A 19,507-nucleotide genomic window follows, 5' to 3' on the forward strand; every position below is an offset into this window, starting at 1 on the left:
GCGCCATTTACTCCTTATATATGGCGAATGCAAACCTTCTGACTATGACGGTGAATAGATGCAGCAATAAATCAAAAGGTTTCGGAAACTTTAGGTTACCTTATCTTAACCTCTTAAACCCTCGATCACTAGCCATGAACCGCTCCAGCATATGTGGAATCAGCGTCACGGCATCGACAGCTTCCCCATACGTCTGCGCATGCTGCGCAGCATAGCGCTCCAGCTCCGCTTTCAGGCTGACCGGGCATGTGAAGGTCAGCTTAACGGTCGTTGTTGTAGGTAGCGGCCCCAAACGCAGCTTTCGGGTAGTGCTCATTGTGATGCTCCCTTGTTGAAGAACAATGGCTGGTACGGTCGCAGCACTAAATCTTTGTTGACGATGATCCGCACCGGCAAGCCGGGGCGACTGGTCAAGGTGGGCTGGATGTTCATGTTGCGCCGGGTCATTTCCTGGCCGACCTGATTGATGCTGTCCTGGGCGCTGTCGCGTCCCGCGATGATGATGCGGTCGCCGTCTTGGCGGTTTTCCGGGGCGGCCAGCTCGGCGCCCACTCCCAGCAATGTTGTCAGTACCGCACCGCCAACGATGCGGCCCCAGTGCCAGTCCACCTCATCTTCCAGGCCGGCATAGCCCGCCGGGTCGGTGCCGATCAGGTTATCCAGTGTGAGCGAGGACGTGTCAGGCAGGATGACCCGATGCCACACAACCTGTACCCGGCTTTGGCCGTAGCTGACCTGGCTGTTGTAGCGGCCCAGGATGCGCGAGCCTTGCGGAATCAACAGATACTTGCCGGTCGCAGAGTCATAGACGGGTTCTGTCACAGTGCCGATGACATCGCCCGGAAGATCGGATTTGATGCCTGTCACCAAGGCCGCCGCGATCACCGTACCGGCCATGACCTGATATGGCGACACGGGCATTTGCAGGTTGCCGGAATTACGGGTTTCCGCAGAGCCGGATTGCAGGAATGCCTCTTTCTGGTCTTGCCGGTTCTGTGCTGCGGTGGGGTCGGTCGGCTGTGCTGCTGTAGAAGCTGGGCCTGCGGCCAGCGGATCGAAGGCGGCCATCGCATTATCTATACCGGGAGCCACGGGCATGGCCTGTGCAGTCGCCGCCGCCGCAGGTTGTCCAGACTGCCCCTGGCCAGTGCGGAAAAATACCGACGAAGCAGCCGCCGCTTCAGCTTCTTTGCGCCGCGCTTCCCGTTCAGCAGCTTCAGCATCAACGCCCGGCGGCGCATAGGTGGCGACCGCTGGTTGCTGGCTATTCACGATGGCCGGCCCCAAGTCGCCGGGCAGCGGCGGGCCAAGTTCCGGCACATCGGGTGGCACTTCTGGTGTCAGCAGCATGGAGTAGTCTGCAGGCAAGGCATCAAGCCCTTCCGATTTTGACACCCGGTCCACGTTGTAAAGCTCGGTCTGTGTACCTGCACCTCGCCGCTGGGGTTGCAGCGACCAGATCGTGGCGCCCAGCACGGCCACCGACAGCCCGCCCACCAGCAGGGCTAAGGTGCACCGGTTCAATCGCGTCACAGGCCGGGGCTGGGCGCGCAGCGCCACGGCTTCAGGTGCCACTTTATCGGCCGCTTGTGGCGTGGCTGGATCGGGTGCGCGTTCCTCACTCATGTTCAGTTCCTCCGCGTCACACCATCAGTGCGTTCAATGCGCACCACGTCACCCCGATCACCGCCCAGGCGCAGTTCAGCCGCACCAAAGAGCCGATCCACGATGTAGTACGGTGAGCGGAAGCGGTAATTCACCAGTTGGCCGTCGCCTTCAGCGCCGATCACAAAGAGCGGAGGCAACTCTCCTTGCTCGATGCCAGCCGGAAACTGGATATAGACCTTCTGCCCATCATCAAAGGCCCGCAGCGGCTTCCAAGGTGGATTACTGCCGCTGACGGCATAGCGGAAACGCAGATGTTCCAGCGCCACCCCACTATCAACAGGCGCACCGGCGTGCGCTGCCTGATTCTGGCGCTGCAAGGCCAGCATCTGATCCTTTGGATACTCCCAAGATACCGACGCCATCCACGTCTTTTCGGTGGAAGTCAGTTCCAGCAGATAGGTGCGGCGGCTGGTGGTGATGACCAGGTTCGTCTTCAGACCTGACCGAATCGGCTTGACCAGCACGTTCACGCGCAAGTCAGCGCCGCTGCCGCTGGAGGTGTCCCCAACAATCCAGCGCACGGTGTCACCGGCGGCAACCGTGACCAGTTCCTCCCCTGGCTGCAGCGCGATCACCGTCACGCGGCCCACGCCGGTATAGACCTGATAGAGTGCTCCGTCGCTATAGGGCCAGACCTGAATGGCATTGACGTAACCCTCGCGGGTCGGCGCAACGCGAGCCTCGGCATTGGCGCGAGATACCCGCACGGTTTCATCGGCGGGTTCAGGCGTGGACGTGCCGCCCTCCGTACCCGGCAAGGGTTTCAATTGCGCCGGCAGTGCCAGGGGTTCAGGCACAGCGATCACTTCGACCGGGCTAGGCGGCTCGGGCAGCAGTTCAGCCTGTACCGGCTCATCGAGCGAGATGGCCGGTGGCGGCTTGCCCTGTGTGGCGCAGCCCGCCAGGGCAAGCAGGGCCAACGGAAAAGCGTAAAAGCGCAAAGACGGCATCATCGCTGTGCTCCTTCAGAAGAATCAAGTTCACGGCTCCACGACAGGCCATTGACGTAAAGCCCCAGGGGGTTCTTGCGCAAACGCGCTTCGGTGCGCGGCGGCTGATGCACGATGGACACCACCGCTGTCCAACGCTCCAGACCTGCGGATGCGCCATTGACGTAGCGGCGTTCTGTCCAGCGCACGTTGAAGGACGTGTCGCTCGCCCGCACGACACTCGTGATCTGCACCGTCACGGACTCTTTGCCAATGCGGGTAAAGGGATCATTCACCCGTGCGTAGTCATTCAGCACAGCGGCCCCCTTGTCCGTGGTGTAGTCGTAGGCGTCCAGCCAGTTCTGGCGCACCACGACGGGGTCGATGGAGAGCGAGCGCACCAACGTGATGAAGCGGGCAATATGGTGGGCGGTTTGTGCATCGTTGGGCCGGTACGGCGAAGCCGCCTCCCCAACGGCCCGCACCTGGCCGGCGTTATCCACCTCCACGACATAGGGCGTGACGATGGACTGCATCGAGCGCCACACCAGACCGCTGGCCATGAGCAGCGCCAACAACAGGCAGCCAAAGGCCATCAACCGCCAGTTCCTGGCCTGCACCCGCGCCGAGCCGATACGGTCGTCCCAGACCTGGGCGGCGGATTGGTAAGGTGTGGCGGGTTGCGGAGATTCGGCATAACGCACCAGCGGTCGTTTGAAACGCATGAGGGTTCCCCTTATGAATCGGAATCACGCAGGCTTGGGCCTTGGCCCGCGCCGCCGCCATCCCCACCGCGCAGCGCGTGGGCAGTGGTCGTGGCGGCTTGCGTCAGTTGTTGTCGGCGGTGCAGGCGCTTAGCCCATGCCGGTTGGGCAGGGGCGCTGGCTGTCTCGGTGGACGCTCCACCGGATGCGCTTGCCTCGGCACCAGAAGCAGGGGTTGCCCCCGCCGCTCCTTTAAGGCCACCACCCGCCGCTGCACCCGTCTGAAAAGCAGACCGGATGCTGCCCGCGCTCGAACCGATGGATCGAGCCGCGCCGGAAGCCATGCGGGCGGCGCCCGGAACCATGCGTGCCCCCGCCGCCACCGCCCCACCCACTCCCGTGGCGGCTGCACCGATGGCAACAGCAGTTCCAACCGCACCCACGGCGGCACCGGCCATGGAGCCTGCGCCCAACTGCGGGCCGCCGGAAACGAGCCCCGTCGCGATGCCCGGCCCGAAGATCCCCAACGCCAACAAAGAGAGCGACGCCAGCATGATGACCAGCGCATAGTCGACGGACGGCTCTTCGGGATGTACCTGGAACTCAGAAAACAAGCCGCTACCAATACCGACAATCACAGCCAGCACCAGCACCTTGACGCCGGAGGACACCACATTGCCCAGTACCTTCTCGGCAAGAAATGAGGTCTTATTCCAGAGTGCAAAAGGCACCAGCACGAAGCCGGCAAGCGTGGTCAGCTTGAACTCGATCAAGGTCACGAAAAGCTGAATCGCCAGCACGAAGAAACTCAGCACCACCACCATCCAGGCGAGAAACATCACCACGATTGGGTCGATATTGGTGAACACCTCGGGAAATCCTGCCATGTCGCCGATTTGTTCCAAAATGGGCGCGGCGGCATCAATACCAGTTTTCGCCAGCCGTCCCGGCTGCAAGAAGTTGCCCATCGTGAGCGACGAGCCTGAAGCGATCAGGCCCAGCCCAGCGAAAGAACGGAACAGGATGCCAGCCAGCACATTGAAGTTGCCGATGATGTAGGCAAATGCCCCGACATAAAGTACCTTGCGCAGCAGCTTGGCGATCACGTCGTCGCCCTGGCCACTGGCATGATTCATCGCCCAGAACAGGCCGGCCAGCGTCATGTCGATCACGATGAGCGTAGCAGTGAGAAACGCCACATCGCCTTGCAGCAGCCCGAACCCCGAGTCGATGTACTGCGCAAAGGTAGCGAGAAAACGGTCGATCACCGCCACGTCATTCATGGTTCAAGCGCTCCGATCAGTTGCCGTAGAAATTCACGGCTTGCGGCGTATACGGCGTGCCGCTGCCCTGAAAGCGCTGGCGCACTTCACGGGCGCGCTCGGTCGCCGCCGCCTGGCGTGCCAGCTCCAATGAGGCGGCGCGGCCCTGGGTGATCTGAAGCTGTTGCGCCTGGATGTCCTGCTTGGCCTGCAAGGCCAGAAGCTGGTTGGTCGCTTGCATAGCCTGCAACGCGCCTTGCGCCGACTGGCTTTGATTCACCAGATCGGCCAGCGTGCTTTCATCGTCGCGCAGGTTCTGCGAGGCTTGGGCCTGCACCCGCATGGCGGTATGCAGGCCATTCAACGTATTCTTCCAGCGCTCACGGGCATCCTGAGCCATGCTGTCGCCGCTCACAGTGGCGGCATACTGGTCGGGATACAAGCGCGCAAACTCCTGATCCATATTCGCCACCTCGTAACTGAGCCCTTGCGCCTCGCCGATCAGGCGCTCGGTGGCGGCAAGCGTGGTGCGCAGACGGTTGACGACATTGAAATCCAGGCTCGCCAGATTGCGGGCCTGATTCATCAACATCTGGGCCTCGTTCTGAAGCTGGTTGATCTGGTTGTTGATCTGCTGCAGTGTACGAACGGCGGTCAGCGTGTTCTGCGTATAGTTGGATGGGTCAAAGACCGTTTTCCAGGCCCAAGCGGGCGAAGCGGTGAGTAATGACGCCGAAAGAACGGCAGCAAGCGATACAGATAGCATGCGAGTTTTCATAGCAGATTCTCCTGTAGGTGAGAAGCAACGGCAGTGACTGAAGGTGCGAAGCCGGGAAACTCGGGCAACAGGTTGGCGGCCCAGTCCAGACCGCGATGGCGCAACCAGGCATCCGCAAAGCCAGGTACGCCGGCGTCCAGCAGGATGCGGTCGATGTCGCGCTGATCCTGCGGGGTGGATGCCCCCGCAAAGGCCAGCGTGGCCGGCCCGAGGTCAAGATCGAACAGGCGGTTGCCCAGACGCGACTGGTAGTAGTAGTCGCGCTTGGGTTGGGCGGTGGCCACAATCTCGATCTGTCGGGTGTTCAGGCCGAAGCCTTCATAGATCGTGCGAATCTGCGGCTCCGTTGCCTGCGGGTTGGGCAAGAAGATGCGGCTCGCGCAGCTTTCGATAATCGCTGGCGCAATGCTCGAATCCTTGATGTCGGCCAGCGACTGCGTAGCAAAGATCACCGAGACATTTTTCTTGCGCAGGGTCTTCAACCACTGACGGATACGGGCGGCAAAAGACGGTTCATCCAAAAACAGCCATGCCTCATCCAGAATCAGAAGGGTTGGCGCGCCATCAAAGCGTTCGTCAAACCTTGCGAACAGATAGCGCAGCACCGCCTGCACGGCGGCGGGGCTGTGCATCAGCTCTTCCATCTCGAAGCCCTGCACGTCAGCCATACCCAGCCGGTCATGGTCAGCGTCCAGCAACTTGCCGTGCGCACCGCCCAGCACATAGGGCGCAAGCGCCTGGCGCAGCGTGTTCGATTGCAGCAGTACGGAAAAGCCCGTCAACGTGCGCTGCTCCACCGGCGCACCCGCCAGACTCCCCAGCGCCGACCAGATGGCAGCCTTGTCGTCGGGGCTGACGGCCATACCTTCGTGCAGCAAGCGGCCCTCAATCCATTCCGCCGCCCAGGTGCGGTAGCCTTCATGGTCGATGCGTGCCAGCGGCTGAAAGGCGATCTCGCCATCATTGCCAAGGTCATAGTGCTCGCCCGCCAGACCTAAAATGGTGGCGCGCATCGAGCGGCCCATGTCAAAAGCGAAGATGCGCGAACCGGGATACCGGCGAAATTGCTTGGCCAGGACGGCCAGCAATACCGACTTGCCCATGCCAGTCGGCCCGGCAACCAGGGTATGGCCCACATCGCCAATATGCGTCACCAGCCGGAATGGCGTCGCGCCTTCTGTGCGCGTGACAATGAGCGGCGGCCCATCCAGATGCTCATTTTTCTGTGGCCCGGCCCACACCGCAGACACTGGCATCATATGGGCCAGATTCAATGTAGACACAATGGGTTGCCGCACGTTGGCATAGGCATTGCCGGGAATGGAGGACAACCAGGCATCCACAGCGTTCAAGGTCTCGGGAATCGTCACAAAGCCCCTGCCCTGAATGACGCGCTCAATCATGCGCAGTTTTTCATCGGCCACGGCGGGGTCGGTGTCCAGCACCGCCACGGTGGTAGTGACATACCCGAAGGCAACTTGGTCGCTGCCCAACTCCTGCAAGGCGGCGTCCGCATCGGCGGCCTTGTTGCTGGCATCGGTATCAACCAGCGGTGACTCCTGCTGGAAAATCGTTTCCCGGAGCAGCGCCACAACGTTCTTGCGCTTGGCGAACCATTGACGGCGTAGGCGGCGCAGCTCCTTTTCCGCCTCGGCTTTGTCCATACAGATAAAGCGCGTACTCCAGCGATAAGCAAAGCCAAGCCGGTTCAGGTCATCCAAAATGCCCGGCCAGGTGGAAGTCGGAAAGCCTCGCACCGACACCACCCGCATATGCGCATCACCCAGCGTCGGAGCCAGCCCACCCACCAACGCGGAGTCAGTCAGTAGTGCATCAAGGTGAAACGGAACTTCCGGTACGCCGATGCGGTAACGCCGTGTCGAGATGGTGGAATGCAGGTAGGTCAGCGTCTGGCCGTCACCCAGCCAGGAAATTTCCGGCATCACACCATCGAGCAGATCAAAGACGCGATCCGTTTCCGCTACGAAGGCAGCCAGCCGTTCGCGCCAGTCCACCCCTTCTGCCGGACGATTCTCATAGAGCATTCCCGCTGCGCGGGCGCGGGATTCCTCGGGCGGGAGAAACACGAGCGTCAGGTGATAGGCGCTCTCGAAGTGATGCCCGGCCTCTTCGAAGGCAGCACGGCGCTCCTGATCGACCAGCCAGGACAGGCTTTCAGGAAAGTCCGAATGGGGATAGTCTGCCGCTGGACGACGCTCGGCCTCGATAAAAAGCGCCCAGCCCGACCCCAGACGGCGCAACGCATTATTCAAGCGGGCAGAAGTCGCGATCAGCTCACCTTGGGTGGCGCTATCCAGATCCGGCCCGCGAAAGCATGACGTGCGCTGAAATGATCCATCCTTGTTCAGCACCACACCGGGCGCGATCAATCCGGCCCAGGGCAGCCAGTCGGCGAGCAATGCGGGGCGCTGACGATATTCGGCAAGGTTCAGCATGGCATCATCTCCTCACACATCCAACAGCGTTTTATGTTTGATGTGGCGGGCAAAAACCTGCATGAACTGCGGGTCAACACGCGCGCCCCATACCGCCAGGGAATGGCCAACGATCCAGAGCACCACACCTGGAATCCATAGTTGCAAGCCCAGCCCCACGGCAGCGGCCAGCGTGCCGTTTGCAATCGCCACGGTGCGCGGTGCGCCGCCCAGCAGAATCGGCTCGGTCAGCGACCGGTGCAGCGGAATTTCAAAGCCCGGGGCGAAGCTGGGCGCGCCTTCGGTGTTGGCACTCATACGACGGCCCCGCCCGAGAAGGAAAAGAATGACAGGAAGAACGAGGACGCGGCAAACGCAATCGACAGGCCAAAGACAATCTGAATCAGCTTGCGAAAGCCCCCACTGGTGTCGCCAAAGGCCAGCGCCAGCCCCGTGGCGATAATGATGATGACTGCGACGATGCGCGCCACCGGCCCCTGGATGGATTCGAGGATGGATTGCAGCGGCCCTTCCCAGGGCATGGAGGAACCGGCAGCCTGGGCCGCACCGGCTAGAAGCATCAACATCGCGGCCAGCAACAGCCCTTGCGCCTCAGGACGGACAAGCTGGCGCAAGCGGATGACGTTGAAAAGCGGAACCGCAGAAATACGGAAAGCAACAGGCGTCATGACAGTTCTCCAGACAGATCAGGGGATGGTGAAGAAGGCGACGATGGCTCGGGAAATGGCGACGGTTCAGGAAAAGGAACTTGGAGCGCATCGGCCAGTTGGTAGCCCGTGCCGTCAAAACCGACCACGCGAGCAATGCTCTCGATACGGCGCTTGCGTCCGCGACCAGCGATGTAGATGACGACATTGACCGCCTCGGCGATCAGAGCGCGCGGTGGGTTCACCGCCACTTCCAGAATCAGTTGCTCCAGGCGTAAGAGCGCACCCACGGCGGAACCGGCATGAATAGTGGCGATGCCGCCCGGGTGGCCTGTGCCCCAGACCTTGATGAGATCCAGCGCTTCGCCGCCGCGCACCTCACCGACCACCACACGGTCGGGGCGTAGCCGCATCGTGGCGCGCACGAGTTCCTGCATCGTGACCACACCCATGCGTGTGCGCAGCGGCACATGATCGTTTGCCGTGCATTGCAGCTCCACCGTGTCTTCGAGCACCAGCACACGGTCGCCCGTAGCGGCGATTTCAGCGAGCAAAGCATTGGCAAGTGTGGTCTTACCCGTGCTGGTGCCACCCGCGATCAGGATATTCAGCCGCCCACGGACCGCTCTCACCAGAAAGTCGGCTTGCGCCGTGCTCATCATGCCGTCGGCGATGTAACGGTCCAGCGGAATCACGCCCACGGCGCGCTTGCGCAGCGCGAAGGCCGGGCCGGGCGCGGCGGGCGGCAAGATACCCTCGAAGCGTTCGCCGGTTTCGGGCAGTTCGGCGGTCAGAAGCGGCTGGCCGCGATGCACTTCCGCGCCAACATGCGCAGCGACCAGGCGGATAATCCGCTCGCCATCCGCTTCAGACAGTTCCAGGCCCAGCGGCGCCCGGCCGGTGGAGAGACGATCCACCCAGAGCGAGCGGTCGGGGTTAAGCATGATTTCCACTACGTCGGGGTCTTCCAGCGCCTCGGCGATCACCGGCCCCATCGCGGTGCGCAACATCTGAATGCGGCGATCCAGCGCGACGGCAATTGATGATTTCGGAACGGCACTCATGACACGCGCTCCTGCTGCTCGAACGCGGTCGTAGTGTCATCCAGGCGCACAGGGTCGGGGTGCAGTTCCTCCACTACATCGCGCACCAGACTGCGACCGCGCATCAGGTGGCGGCCAAGCTGTTCGACGAATTGCTCAAAGCGCGCCTTGCCCTGGGCGCGAGCCGCATCCTGATGGGCTTCGGGAACCGGCGTGCTGACGGTCAGGTAGTAACGCACGAACAGCGCCAGTGTTTCGATCTGGATGTTTTGGTCACGCTCCAGCCGCTCAAACTGGCGAGATAGCCGATCCAGTCGCTTGGCCATCGCCGCTTCGCGCTGGTCGCCGGCATCGGGCGAAAGCCAGGACGCCAGCGCCGCCGCCACGATGGATGACTTGGATACGCCTTTCTTGGCGGCCAGCTCATCCAGGCGCTTGGCGTGTTCGGGATGGATAAAGAGGTTCAGGCGGTAGCGGCTCATAGCTGGATTCCGTCATCAGGGTCGAGGGCAGCCATGCGCGCCACGCGCTGCATGGCGGGGTCAAGCTGGCTGGGAAGCATGGGTGACAGGTCGTCGTCATCAAGCAGCGACAAGTCGCTGACCGGGTATTGGGGTTCGGGACTGTAGGCGGTGGCCTCTGATAGCTCTGGCTGTTGACGCGGGCCACCGTCGTCGGCTGTGCCGGCCATGTCGTCACTGTCTATCGACGCGGGAGCAGCGGGAACAGCCGGAATCACAAGACCGCTCCAATCATCAGGGCGAGCCGGCGGCGCATCCGCGTAGCGCTCGGCGGCCAGCGCAGGCGGCGGCAGTACGCGATAGGAGAAATTGGTATCCGCGTAATAGCGCAGCTTCTTGGCCTTGATGGGCGCGACACTGGAAACCATCACCACTGCTTCATCCGGCGGAAGCTGCATGACCTCGCCCGGTGTCAGCAGTGGCCGGGCTGTTTCCTGGCGCGACACCATCAGGTGTCCAAGCCAGGGGGCCAGTCGATGCCCGGCATAGTTGCGCTGGGCGCGAAGTTCCGTGGCCGTACCCAATGTCTCGGAAATCCGCTTGGCGGTGCGCTCATCGTTGGTGGCGAACGTCACGCGCACATGGCAGTTGTCCAGAATCGAATGGTTCTGGCCGTAGGCTTTGTCGATCTGGTTCAGCGACTGCGCAATCAGAAAGCTGCGAATACCGTAGCCCGCCATGAAGGCCAGCGCCGTCTCGAAGAAGTCCAGACGGCCCAGCGCCGGAAACTCATCAAGCATCAGCAGCAGCTTGTGGCGACGCTCAATGCCATCGGAACCGTCGAGCGATTCAGTGAGCCGCCGCCCGATCTGATTGAGAATCAGGCGAATCAGCGGTTTGGTTCGTGAAATATCCGAGGGCGGCACCACCAGATACAGCGATACTGGATGCTCTGACGCAATCAGGTCGGCGATACGCCAATCGCAGCGCGAGGTGACTTCGGCCACCGTAGGGTCGCGGTACAGCCCGAGGAACGACATGGCGGTGGACAAAACGCCCGAACGCTCGTTATCCGATTTATTCAGCACTTCTCTTGCGGCGGACGCCACCACCGGATGCGTCGCATCCCCCAGATGCGCAGTCGTCATCATGCGATGCAGCGTCAGCTCGAAGGGACACGCCGGATCGGACAGAAAGTTCGCCACACCGCGCAGCGTTTTGTCTTCGCCCGCATAGAGCACATGCAGGATGGCACCCACCAGCAGCGCGTGACTGGTTTTCTCCCAGTGGTTGCGGCGTTCCAGCGCGCCTTCCGGGTCAACCAGAATGTCGGCGATGTTCTGCACGTCTCGCACTTCATGCTCGCCCCTGCGCACTTCCAGCAACGGGTTGTAGCCGGCGGACTTCCCATCGGTGGGGTTGAACAGCAAGCAGTGAGAAAAGCGCGCACGCCAGCCAGCGGTGATCTGCCAGTTCTCGCCCTTGATGTCATGGATGACGGCAGACGCAGGCCAGGACAGCAAGGTCGGCACCACCAAGCCCACGCCCTTGCCCGAACGGGTGGGCGCGAAGGCCAGCACGTGTTCCGGCCCTTCATGGCGCAGGTATTGTTCGTCATGCAGCCCCAGGAAGAGGCCGGTAGGCTGATTCAGTCCGGCCTTACGGATGTCGGTGGCGTCTGCCCAGCGTGCTGAACCGTAGGTCGTCACCAGCCGCGCCTGACGCGAACGCCAGATCGACATACCGATGGCGACCACGACTGCAATAAGACCGCTGCCGCCAGCGATCATGCCGCCCGCGTTGAACACCTCGGGGGCATAGGCGTCGAAGAAGAACCACCACTCGAACAGTCGCCAGGGGTGATAGACCGGTGTGCCGTAGAAGTCGAACCAGGGCAAGCCCAGGCGTAGCTGATAACCCAGGGCGGCGGCTGTCCATTGTGTGGCGCTCCACACGCCAGCGATCACAATGCCGAATACGACGGCGATCTGCCCGAACAACACGTTCGTCCCTTGCATACCCCGGCCTCCGATTTCTCCTGACCTATATCCTGTTCAAAAGCGGCACAAACCTGTGCCTGCCTCATGAGAATCGGTGCTGGGGCAGTGCCGGTCAAAGACCGTTATCGGGACAATGCTGATGAAAAAAACATCAATTCATACCAGAGCGAACACGACAAAAACGCCGCAAGCGTGGGCGCGCTGCGGCGTGTCGGGAAAGAAAAACGGAATCTGTCGGGAAATGCCGACGATCAGAACTTCGGTGGCGTCTCGGAGGGGGTGTAAGGCACTGTGCCGTCGCCATAGAAGCGTTTGCGCGTAGTTTCGGCAACCCGGTCACAAAGGACATCACCCAGGCTGACGCGATCTGTCTTGCACTGCTGACGTAGCTCTTTCAACCGTTCAGGATTCGCCGCTAGCGACTCTACAGTCTCCGTAGTGACGGCGGTGGGCGGTGTTGGCCGATCACAAGCCGCCAGCAGCAGCATCGTCGGTAAAAACATAATAATCTTTATTTGTTTCAAGGCCTGACCACCCACGAAATGTATAAATTGAGATAAATACCGATTTCTATACGTCCGACTCGATAGACTCCAGCCGTTCAATAAACCGAGCCAGCATCAGCGACGGCTCGACATCCCGACGCAACAAGTAGGTGATTAACATGGGCGGACGCCCTGCAAGTTGCCGCGCCACAACTCCCGGTTCACGGGTGGATGCGATATGTGCTGCACCAGCAAGGCCCAATGCTAGACCCGCCGACACAAGCGCCATCATCACCTCGAACGAGGCCACACGCTGCGCGAGTAGCGGTTCCTTATCCTGCCTACGCAACACACGATCGACCTGGCGAGCATGGCCCTCGCATACAGCGGGGTCACCCAGTACGAGGGGATAGCGCAGCACTTCCTCTAGCGGAATTTTGCGGTACTCCAGCACAGGATGACGTGAAGGCACAGCCACCATCAACTGATCTTCCCAAACCGCTTCGACAATGATGCCGTCACCCACCGCATCAGCCATAGAAAAGCCTGCGTCATATAGGTCATCGTGCAGCCCTTTAATTTGCTGAGCCAGCGGCACCTCGAATAACCGAACCTCAACTTCAGGATCCTCTTCGCGACATCGTGCCAGCAGGGTCGGTAGGCGCGATGGAGTAATGCCGTCAGACAAGGCAATGCGCAACTGCCCCTGAAAGCCATTGGCAGCAGACTTAACGCTTTCCCGCCCTTGCTCCAAGGCGGCAAGTGCGCGCTGCACATGTTCCAAGAAAAGCCCACCGGCAAGGGTGATCCGGGTGCTACGCGTGGTTCGGACGAAAAGCTGCACGCCCAACTCTTCTTCCAGTTCTTTGATGGCGCGCGATAGCGGAGATTGCTCAATATGCAGCCGCTCTGCTGCTCGTGCGAAGTGAAGCTCTTCTGCAACTGCGATAAAACAACGAAGGTGTCGGAGCTCCATGAAGCCTCACTCTAGAACTTCTACGCCGATATGGCATCGAAAAAGGAACCATGCTCCTTCTCGGTGCATCAGGAGACGATTTTTATGTAAAGTGATAAGCATGTGAAGTGTCAACTGAACAGGGTCGGTCCCCGTCACCGAAAAATGCGCCTAAAATGGCTATAGTTGCCGCACTATAACGAGCTCACACTGAGAAATTATCAGAAGATGGACCGTTTATACGAGGATGACAAAAATGTAATCGACGCGTAACTGGATTGTCAGATTGAACCGGTTTGCATATGGCATGAAGCAGTGCTTGCCCCGTCATCGGGAGGTATGGAAAACCATGTTCCTATAGCTCCTTCCTTTTACAGAACGCCCTCGTCAATATGGTGAACAACGAATTGAATTCACAATATGGTCATGGGCGACCGGCTTTTTTCGCGTTGCCCTATCTCGGACTCAACGATACGATGGTCTTAGTCTTGGTAATCGGCAAAGCCATCACACGCCTGCACGTTGGAAATACTTTTGCGCGTTCGGGAAAAACTGGAGCGAGGTCGATTTCAGCATAAGCAGCCGACCTGCTAAACCCTAGCCACGAGTTGGTAGCACGACTCAAGCAGTTAAGGGCGGGCACCCAAAGGATGCCCAGGGCGATCTGCCGTAACGTGTCTCGTTCGGGGCCGATACCTAGAGGAAGTAGGCTCACCACGGTGACAAAGAAAAGCAAGCGGCGTTAGGGCATCAGCCTGGCGGCGCATGGCGGGTCTCACATCACGCCGTATCGCCCCACTAAGGTAAGCGTCTGCCGAACCTTGCAATTACCCACAAATATCAAGCAGTTGTGAAAGATTTTTGATAGTTTAAATTAACTTCGCTGTAACCTGTTGCCATGCGGACGATCTCGGAGGCTATTCGGATGGCGAAGATAACCAAGAGTGGAGCTCAGTGCGGATGCCTGGGCGGAGCAGGAATGCGCGACAGCCAAGTGCGAGTTTTGTGATGCGCGTTTAGCCCGACGTTTTCGCCAAGTTCTCAAACAGATCACGGCGGCTGGCGAGCCGAGCATTCCTTTTGCCTGCCAAGACGCAGCACAATCGAAGGCGGCCTATCGATTCTTTTCGAATCCGCGTGTTGATGAATGGGCGATTTTGTCCGGGCACATCCACTGCACGCGCGATCGTGTCCAGTCAATGCCAGGACCATTGCTCGTGCTGCACGATACGGCGGAAATTTCGTATGGCAGTAACGAGGGGGACATAGGACTGCTCGGTAGGGTTGGGCATAAAACGATATGCGGCCTATTGATGCATTCGAGCCTGGCCGTCACCCCTGAGGGACTGCCTCTAGGGATGGCGGCCGTCAAATTCTGGGCACGCAATAAAATTCAAAGGAACTAATGCGCTCAAGCGCAAGATCAATCCGACCCGTGTACCGATTGAGCAGAAGGAAAGTATTCGCTGGTTGCAGAACGTGCAGCAATCAACAGCCTTGCTAGACTGTCCGGATCAATGCATTCATATCGGTGATCGTGAATGCGACATCTATGAATTGTTCTGCGCCGCTCAAGAATTGGGTACACACTTCCTCGTGCACACCTGCGCTGATCGGCTCTGTGGCGATGGCACTCACACGTGGCCGAGGAGATGCGCACCGTGCGCAGCAGAGGAATACACAAGATAGAGTTCAGAGATAAGGACGGTCGGGTGTGCCAGGCGCGGTTGGCATTGACGTTTCGGCGTTTGCGTCTTTTACCGTCGCGCGCCAAGCGTAGCCGATATCCTGAGTTGACGGTTACCATCATTCACGCACGAGAAAAGGACAAGCTCAAAGGGCGCGATCCCATCGATTGGAAGTTGGTGACTGATATGCCGGTGCGCACTCGAACCGAGGCCATTGAGAAGTTACGTTGGTATGCATTGCGTTGGAAAATTGAGATGTTCCACTACATTCTGAAATCAGGCTGCCGAATCGAACAGCCCAAGCTTCGCAAGGCGCAACGGCGCATTAATCTCATCGCCCTGTGTTGCATCGTAAGTTGGCGGACCTTCTGGCTCACTATGATTCATCGCTCGGCACCTCGAGCGCCACCAGAGGTGGCATTTACCGTAGACGAAAGACTCGTGCTGACCAAGCTATCCCAACAGTGGCGCAAGCCGTTATCGCAGCAGTCCCGTCTGGCAGAATATCTAATTTGCCTAGCCCGGCTTGGTGGCTATTTGGCGAGGGCGCATGATCCGCCTCCGGGCAACTTGGTTATCTGGAGAGGCATGCGTCGGCTTAGCGATCTGCTGCTAGGAGCACAGATCGCCAAGAATTGTGGGTAATTGCAAGGTTCGGCGGACGCTTACTTAAAGTCTGTCGAATTCTGCTCAACCATGTCAACGGTGCTGTGGATCGTTGGCGGCGATGACGTCGCCGTTAAGGCGTCCAGTGCGTAATTACCTTTCAGAACCGGGTCAATTGGTCTACTACTTTAATAGTTAACTGCTCTAAGCCTCGCGATCTCTCTCCTGAGGAAGCTTGATCTCGAAAACCATTTTCCCACCCTCATCTTTTGCAGAAATGGAGCCGCCATGTGCTTCAATAATCGATTTGACAATGGCTAGACCCAAACCGGCTCCGTCACCTTTACGTTGGCGTGAAGGATCGGCTCGGTAAAATCGGTCAAACAGCTTCGGAAGATGTTCGCGATCTATCATTGGCCCGTAGTTGTACACACGAATAGCCACCATGTCGTTGCTGTTCGCCGCTAGTGAAACTGTGACCGCGCGGCCCGCAGGGGAATAGCGGAGGGCATTAGATAAAAGGTTGCTCAGCGCGCGTCGTATCATCAATCTATCGCCCTGAATACGTAATGCTTGTCCTTCTCGTATCAATGAAACGGACCGTTCTTCAGCCCACGCTTCGAAGTAATCAAATAGAGCTTGCACTTCTGCAGCCAAATCCACGCTGACGAGCTCAGGTTTGAGCTGATTATTATCGGCCTGTGCCAAAAACAACATATCTGCGACCATTTTGGCCATACGCTCGTACTCTTCCAGATTCGAATATAAAATTTCTCGATACTGGTCGACATCACGCGATTGTGAGAGAGCAACTTCCGTCTGAGTCTTCAGATTCGTTATGGGCGTACGCATCTCATGAGCGATATCAGCCGAAAAATTCGACAGCCGCTGAAAACCTTCTTCAATGCGATCGAGCATCTCATTGAATGAGACGGCTAGCTCAGTCAACTCCACCGGAACCGTACCAGGATCAAGCCGAATAAAAAGCTGATCAGATTTGATTCGACGAATCTCCCGGCTGATGCGCCGTATCGGCGCATGCCCTTGATACACCGCAAGCCACGTCGCGAAAATGGCGATTAGACAGGCTGCGGTCGTAATAATTCTCAAATAGCTGCGAAAGCTTTCAAGATAGTGCAGATGAAAATTGATACCAGTTGCCACAGCTACTGTAAAAGACTCGCCATTTGGCGGGCCATTGTTCAGTAGCTGGACAACAGCACCTCTATAGGTTCCTCCCTTATCCCGCCATACTTTCACCGAGTCGATTGTGATTGCGCCCATAGCGGGAACCAACTGTGAAAAACCCCTCAAATCCGAATTAGGCGTAGCATAAATCACATTTCCCCGACTATCCGACACCCGGAATTGTGCATTATGATGACCTGAAACGGCGATCGCTAGCCGATGCTTCAACGCATCCGTTCCTCGAGTATCTGTAGGCTCCGAGAGCGTCTGGGTCAGCGATTGAACAACAGCATTAAGCTCATCGACATCTTGCTGTACGAAGTGGTTGTTAATGGATCGTTGGACCAGCCATCCAAACGTAAGGAGCACCACTGTTATGACCACGCCAATGGATACGGTCAGGCGTAGCGCCAAAGACGCGGGGCGATGTGCCACTCTTTTTCAGCTCGCGCAGCTGACATCAAGCATATAACCCATGCCGCGAACGGTATGAATCAGCTTGGGCTCAAAGGCGTCGTCGATTTTTGCACGCAGGCGCCGAATCGCCACATCAATGACGTTGGTATCGCTGTCAAAATTCATGTCCCAGACCTGCGAGGCAATTAGGGAACGGGGTAATACCTCGCCTTGGCGGCGCACCAAAAGCTCCAGGAGTGCAAACTCTTTGTTTGTGAGGTTAATGCGTACGTCTTGTCGCTTCGCCCGCCGGCGCGGAATGTCCAACACCAGGTCGGCCACTTGCAGTTGGTCATGAAAGACGGGCACAATTCCTCGCCGCAGTAACGTACGCACTCGCGCAAGCAGTTCCGAAAAAGCAAAAGGTTTAATTAAATAATCATCAGCGCCTAGTTCCAAGCCCTTAACCCGATCTTCAACGCTATCGCGTGCGGTCAAAAACAATACTGGAGTAGCTGATTTGGCTTCGCGCAACGCTTGAACAATACGCCAGCCGTCAACATCGGGGAGCATGACATCCAAGATGATCAAATCATAATCCCCTGTTAGGGAAAGATGGTGTCCGTCGAGACCTGTGCGGGCCAGATCGACTATGAAGCCGGACTCAACAAGCCCTTGACGTATGTATTCGCCGGTCTTTATCTCATCTTCAACGACGAGTAATTTCATGGAGATCGCTCCTGCGATGCATTTCCTGTTCTGTATCCGCCGTAGGGGTTATTCACGACCTAGAGACGCCTGAACTCATAAACTGAGACTCTACAGGGGCCAAACTGACAACACGATGACGATCAGATTACAAATCTGTAATACAGCACGAGCCCAAGGGCTCATGCCCGGATGTTCTTATGATCACCAGGAGATATCTTGCCCGACACAAGATATAAAACATGGCGCGTCACGTTAAGCTCGGCGTCATTAGATTGGTTAGTATCATCTCAGGGTTCGGAAACCCTGAAAACTGCCGTAAACTTACCCAAAAGTTTCGTTAGGTGCCTGCGAGCATTTGGGAGCCCTGTCGTCCACGACGATGGCTCAGTTCAGTTACCGAAACATGCAGCCTTAAGCGCCAGGACTTGGGAACAGCGTAGTGATCGAAAACCAAAACAGTCCGGCCCTAAAGCTTACGCACTGGCGTATAGCCAACTTCTCGAATCACACGTTCAAGGACGTCTGCATCGAGTTCCCCATCGATACGAACCAAATGCGTTGGGAGATCAATCTTGACGCTGGCCATTGGTGCCGTTTCTTTGACCACCCGCGTAATAGTATCCATGCAGTGACCGCAAGTCATGTCTTTGACTTCGAACTCAATCATTGTGCTGTCTCCTTTGCTAATGCAGCACGACAATGCTAAACCTTTCCACTACGGTAATGTCAAGCAGGCTTGACGTGGCTTTACTATCTTCCTTCGCATATTCTCCTCCGCGAGAGACCGCCGTTACTGCTCTCTTCTTCCGTTAAATACCAATAATTTCCGTGCCTACTGACAAACATAACGTAGGGATGACACAAAAGTAACTTTGGCGTAATCGAGCTGACAGCACGAGTTCGCTACAGTGGACTGCCATCATCACTGAACGCTACTGCGTGGATATGAATCAAGCGTCCACTTGAAGGATACGAAGATGAAATGTGATACGAAAACTATGTTGAAGGCGGCTCTTGGCCTAGCTGTCGCCATTGCTGTAGCGTACGCCACTTTGCCCGCCGCCCGAGATTGGCTTGCTGCTGGCGCCCCATTTTTGTTCTTTCTGATCTGTCCCTTGATGATGTTTTTCATGATGAAAGGCATGCACGCTTGCGACGAGGGCCAGAAAACGGAAAAAGCCCAGGGCGAAAAAGCTCACTCCAAACGGTTGGTAGCACGCTCGCCGCTCAAAGATTAGCCCGCACCACCCTACCCGGTAGCGGACTGATGATAGGGATTCACTCGGACTTGCGGACCCTCCTGGCAGTGCATCGTCTCGCATTCACGAGGCGTAGAAATTTGGGTAGTGACATGCGTAACAAATTAATCAAAATTATTGCGATCGCATTGGCGGCGATCGCACTCGTTGCCATTTTCGCTTTTGTCGGTATGGGAGTCATGATGTTTTGGTTGATGGATACATAACACAGAGGGGACGCACTCGACTGCCAACCCGCTGTCAATATCGAAAGCAACTCCGCAACTCAACC

General features: G+C 58.1%; 22 protein-coding genes. 4 read left to right on the top strand and 18 right to left on the bottom strand.

The window, feature by feature from the left end; genetic code table 11:
- Nucleotides 1-100: 100 nt before the first annotated feature.
- From ACIY1O_RS10105 to ACIY1O_RS10160, 12 genes are read right to left on the bottom strand one after another with little or no spacing between them, the layout of a single operon-like run.
- Nucleotides 101-316, bottom strand: a complete 216-nt coding sequence (locus ACIY1O_RS10105; protein WP_180157887.1) for a DUF2274 domain-containing protein — start codon at nt 314-316, stop codon at nt 101-103.
- A complete protein-coding gene (locus tag ACIY1O_RS10110) occupies nt 313-1,626 on the bottom strand; it encodes a TraB/TrbI/VirB10 family type IV secretion system protein (protein ID WP_397474973.1) in 1,314 nt (437 codons plus the stop codon). Before ACIY1O_RS10110 ends, ACIY1O_RS10105 begins: the two co-directional genes overlap by 4 nt.
- Before the next feature lie 2 nt (nt 1,627-1,628).
- Nucleotides 1,629-2,621, bottom strand: coding sequence for a P-type conjugative transfer protein TrbG (gene trbG / locus ACIY1O_RS10115; protein ID WP_113934554.1), 993 nt, complete (start codon nt 2,619-2,621; stop codon nt 1,629-1,631).
- A complete protein-coding gene (trbF, locus tag ACIY1O_RS10120; protein ID WP_113934555.1) occupies nt 2,618-3,322 on the bottom strand; it encodes a conjugal transfer protein TrbF in 705 nt (234 codons plus the stop codon). Before trbF ends, trbG begins: the two co-directional genes overlap by 4 nt.
- A gap of 11 nt (nt 3,323-3,333) precedes the next feature.
- Complete coding sequence (trbL, locus tag ACIY1O_RS10125) at nt 3,334-4,584, bottom strand: P-type conjugative transfer protein TrbL (protein WP_113934556.1); 1,251 nt, start codon at nt 4,582-4,584, stop codon at nt 3,334-3,336.
- Between the two features lie 16 nt (nt 4,585-4,600).
- Nucleotides 4,601-5,341: a P-type conjugative transfer protein TrbJ gene (gene trbJ, locus ACIY1O_RS10130; RefSeq protein ID WP_397474974.1), complete on the bottom strand. Its 741-nt coding sequence runs from the start codon at nt 5,339-5,341 to the stop codon at nt 4,601-4,603.
- Nucleotides 5,338-7,797, bottom strand: a complete 2,460-nt coding sequence (gene trbE / locus ACIY1O_RS10135) for a conjugal transfer protein TrbE (RefSeq protein ID WP_397474975.1) — start codon at nt 7,795-7,797, stop codon at nt 5,338-5,340. The genes trbJ and trbE overlap by 4 nt, the downstream gene beginning before the upstream one ends.
- Nucleotides 7,798-7,809: 12 nt before the next feature.
- Nucleotides 7,810-8,094 carry a VirB3 family type IV secretion system protein gene (locus tag ACIY1O_RS10140; protein ID WP_397474976.1) on the bottom strand — a complete coding sequence of 95 codons (285 nt, stop codon included), beginning with the start codon at nt 8,092-8,094 and terminating at the stop codon, nt 7,810-7,812.
- On the bottom strand, nt 8,091-8,465 hold the full coding sequence (locus ACIY1O_RS10145) for a TrbC/VirB2 family type IV secretion system protein (protein ID WP_118995001.1): 375 nt from the start codon (nt 8,463-8,465) through the stop codon (nt 8,091-8,093). Before ACIY1O_RS10145 ends, ACIY1O_RS10140 begins: the two co-directional genes overlap by 4 nt.
- Nucleotides 8,462-9,508 (bottom strand): P-type conjugative transfer ATPase TrbB, encoded by a 1,047-nt coding sequence (gene trbB / locus ACIY1O_RS10150; protein WP_397474977.1) that lies wholly within the window; start codon nt 9,506-9,508, stop codon nt 8,462-8,464. Before trbB ends, ACIY1O_RS10145 begins: the two co-directional genes overlap by 4 nt.
- A complete protein-coding gene (locus ACIY1O_RS10155) occupies nt 9,505-9,969 on the bottom strand; it encodes a ribbon-helix-helix protein, CopG family (protein ID WP_113934562.1) in 465 nt (154 codons plus the stop codon). The genes trbB and ACIY1O_RS10155 overlap by 4 nt, the downstream gene beginning before the upstream one ends.
- Nucleotides 9,966-11,966, bottom strand: a complete 2,001-nt coding sequence (locus ACIY1O_RS10160; RefSeq protein WP_397474978.1) for a conjugal transfer protein TraG — start codon at nt 11,964-11,966, stop codon at nt 9,966-9,968. Before ACIY1O_RS10160 ends, ACIY1O_RS10155 begins: the two co-directional genes overlap by 4 nt.
- A 66-nt stretch (nt 11,967-12,032) precedes the next feature.
- Between ACIY1O_RS10160 and ACIY1O_RS10165 the strand changes: the two genes are divergently transcribed.
- The gene (locus ACIY1O_RS10165) at nt 12,033-12,233 is read left to right on the top strand and encodes a hypothetical protein (protein ID WP_167752879.1); all 201 of its coding nucleotides are present in this window, start codon (nt 12,033-12,035) and stop codon (nt 12,231-12,233) included.
- On the opposite strand, the gene ACIY1O_RS10170 is transcribed toward ACIY1O_RS10165, so the two are convergent.
- The 3 genes from ACIY1O_RS10170 to ACIY1O_RS10180 all read right to left on the bottom strand — a co-directional run bounded on the left by ACIY1O_RS10170 (nt 12,200) and on the right by ACIY1O_RS10180 (nt 14,124).
- Nucleotides 12,200-12,436: an EexN family lipoprotein gene (locus ACIY1O_RS10170; protein WP_245220237.1), complete on the bottom strand. Its 237-nt coding sequence runs from the start codon at nt 12,434-12,436 to the stop codon at nt 12,200-12,202. The two genes, ACIY1O_RS10165 and ACIY1O_RS10170, sit on opposite strands and share 34 nt — an antisense overlap.
- A gap of 82 nt (nt 12,437-12,518) precedes the next feature.
- Complete coding sequence (locus tag ACIY1O_RS10175) at nt 12,519-13,409, bottom strand: LysR family transcriptional regulator (protein ID WP_118995005.1); 891 nt, start codon at nt 13,407-13,409, stop codon at nt 12,519-12,521.
- A gap of 433 nt (nt 13,410-13,842) precedes the next feature.
- On the bottom strand, nt 13,843-14,124 hold the full coding sequence (locus tag ACIY1O_RS10180) for a heme exporter protein CcmB (protein WP_425337652.1): 282 nt from the start codon (nt 14,122-14,124) through the stop codon (nt 13,843-13,845).
- Between the two features lie 208 nt (nt 14,125-14,332).
- On the opposite strand from ACIY1O_RS10180, the gene ACIY1O_RS10185 reads away from it, so the two are divergent.
- Both ACIY1O_RS10185 and ACIY1O_RS10190 read left to right on the top strand, forming a co-directional pair.
- Nucleotides 14,333-14,794: an IS4/Tn5 family transposase DNA-binding protein gene (locus tag ACIY1O_RS10185; protein WP_397474979.1), complete on the top strand. Its 462-nt coding sequence runs from the start codon at nt 14,333-14,335 to the stop codon at nt 14,792-14,794.
- A gap of 246 nt (nt 14,795-15,040) precedes the next feature.
- The gene (locus ACIY1O_RS10190) at nt 15,041-15,721 is read left to right on the top strand and encodes an IS4 family transposase (RefSeq protein WP_280813483.1); all 681 of its coding nucleotides are present in this window, start codon (nt 15,041-15,043) and stop codon (nt 15,719-15,721) included.
- 165 nt (nt 15,722-15,886) lie between these two features.
- Here the strand turns inward: ACIY1O_RS10190 and ACIY1O_RS10195 are convergent, their stop codons facing one another.
- The 3 genes from ACIY1O_RS10195 to ACIY1O_RS10205 all read right to left on the bottom strand — a co-directional run bounded on the left by ACIY1O_RS10195 (nt 15,887) and on the right by ACIY1O_RS10205 (nt 18,644).
- Nucleotides 15,887-17,305, bottom strand: coding sequence for a Cu(+)/Ag(+) sensor histidine kinase (locus tag ACIY1O_RS10195; protein ID WP_397474980.1), 1,419 nt, complete (start codon nt 17,303-17,305; stop codon nt 15,887-15,889).
- 6 nt (nt 17,306-17,311) lie between these two features.
- Nucleotides 17,312-17,995: a heavy metal response regulator transcription factor gene (locus ACIY1O_RS10200; protein ID WP_397474981.1), complete on the bottom strand. Its 684-nt coding sequence runs from the start codon at nt 17,993-17,995 to the stop codon at nt 17,312-17,314.
- A gap of 448 nt (nt 17,996-18,443) precedes the next feature.
- On the bottom strand, nt 18,444-18,644 hold the full coding sequence (locus tag ACIY1O_RS10205; RefSeq protein ID WP_397474982.1) for a heavy-metal-associated domain-containing protein: 201 nt from the start codon (nt 18,642-18,644) through the stop codon (nt 18,444-18,446).
- Nucleotides 18,645-18,939: 295 nt separating this feature from the next.
- Between ACIY1O_RS10205 and ACIY1O_RS10210 the strand changes: the two genes are divergently transcribed.
- Nucleotides 18,940-19,215, top strand: coding sequence for a DUF2933 domain-containing protein (locus ACIY1O_RS10210; protein WP_397474983.1), 276 nt, complete (start codon nt 18,940-18,942; stop codon nt 19,213-19,215).
- Nucleotides 19,216-19,507: the final 292 nt, after the last annotated feature.

This window comes from Pusillimonas sp., from assembly GCF_044464525.1.
Classification (GTDB): Bacteria; Pseudomonadota; Gammaproteobacteria; order Burkholderiales; family Burkholderiaceae_B; genus Pusillimonas.

Coding starts and splice junctions, on each gene's coding strand:
- trbJ (WP_397474974.1), bottom strand. CDS start 5,341: ATGAAAACTCGCATGCTATCTGTATCGCTTGCTGCCGTTCTTTCGGCG.
- trbL (WP_113934556.1), bottom strand. CDS start 4,584: ATGAATGACGTGGCGGTGATCGACCGTTTTCTCGCTACCTTTGCGCAG.
- ACIY1O_RS10190 (WP_280813483.1), top strand. CDS start 15,041: ATGCGCACCGTGCGCAGCAGAGGAATACACAAGATAGAGTTCAGAGAT.
- ACIY1O_RS10105 (WP_180157887.1), bottom strand. CDS start 316: ATGAGCACTACCCGAAAGCTGCGTTTGGGGCCGCTACCTACAACAACG.
- ACIY1O_RS10155 (WP_113934562.1), bottom strand. CDS start 9,969: ATGAGCCGCTACCGCCTGAACCTCTTTATCCATCCCGAACACGCCAAG.
- trbG (WP_113934554.1), bottom strand. CDS start 2,621: ATGATGCCGTCTTTGCGCTTTTACGCTTTTCCGTTGGCCCTGCTTGCC.
- ACIY1O_RS10140 (WP_397474976.1), bottom strand. CDS start 8,094: ATGAGTGCCAACACCGAAGGCGCGCCCAGCTTCGCCCCGGGCTTTGAA.
- ACIY1O_RS10160 (WP_397474978.1), bottom strand. CDS start 11,966: ATGCAAGGGACGAACGTGTTGTTCGGGCAGATCGCCGTCGTATTCGGC.
- trbE (WP_397474975.1), bottom strand. CDS start 7,797: ATGCTGAACCTTGCCGAATATCGTCAGCGCCCCGCATTGCTCGCCGAC.
- ACIY1O_RS10205 (WP_397474982.1), bottom strand. CDS start 18,644: ATGATTGAGTTCGAAGTCAAAGACATGACTTGCGGTCACTGCATGGAT.
- ACIY1O_RS10200 (WP_397474981.1), bottom strand. CDS start 17,995: ATGAAATTACTCGTCGTTGAAGATGAGATAAAGACCGGCGAATACATA.
- ACIY1O_RS10170 (WP_245220237.1), bottom strand. CDS start 12,436: ATGCTGCTGCTGGCGGCTTGTGATCGGCCAACACCGCCCACCGCCGTC.
- ACIY1O_RS10145 (WP_118995001.1), bottom strand. CDS start 8,465: ATGACGCCTGTTGCTTTCCGTATTTCTGCGGTTCCGCTTTTCAACGTC.
- ACIY1O_RS10175 (WP_118995005.1), bottom strand. CDS start 13,409: ATGGAGCTCCGACACCTTCGTTGTTTTATCGCAGTTGCAGAAGAGCTT.
- trbB (WP_397474977.1), bottom strand. CDS start 9,508: ATGAGTGCCGTTCCGAAATCATCAATTGCCGTCGCGCTGGATCGCCGC.
- ACIY1O_RS10110 (WP_397474973.1), bottom strand. CDS start 1,626: ATGAGTGAGGAACGCGCACCCGATCCAGCCACGCCACAAGCGGCCGAT.
- ACIY1O_RS10165 (WP_167752879.1), top strand. CDS start 12,033: ATGAGAATCGGTGCTGGGGCAGTGCCGGTCAAAGACCGTTATCGGGAC.
- trbF (WP_113934555.1), bottom strand. CDS start 3,322: ATGCGTTTCAAACGACCGCTGGTGCGTTATGCCGAATCTCCGCAACCC.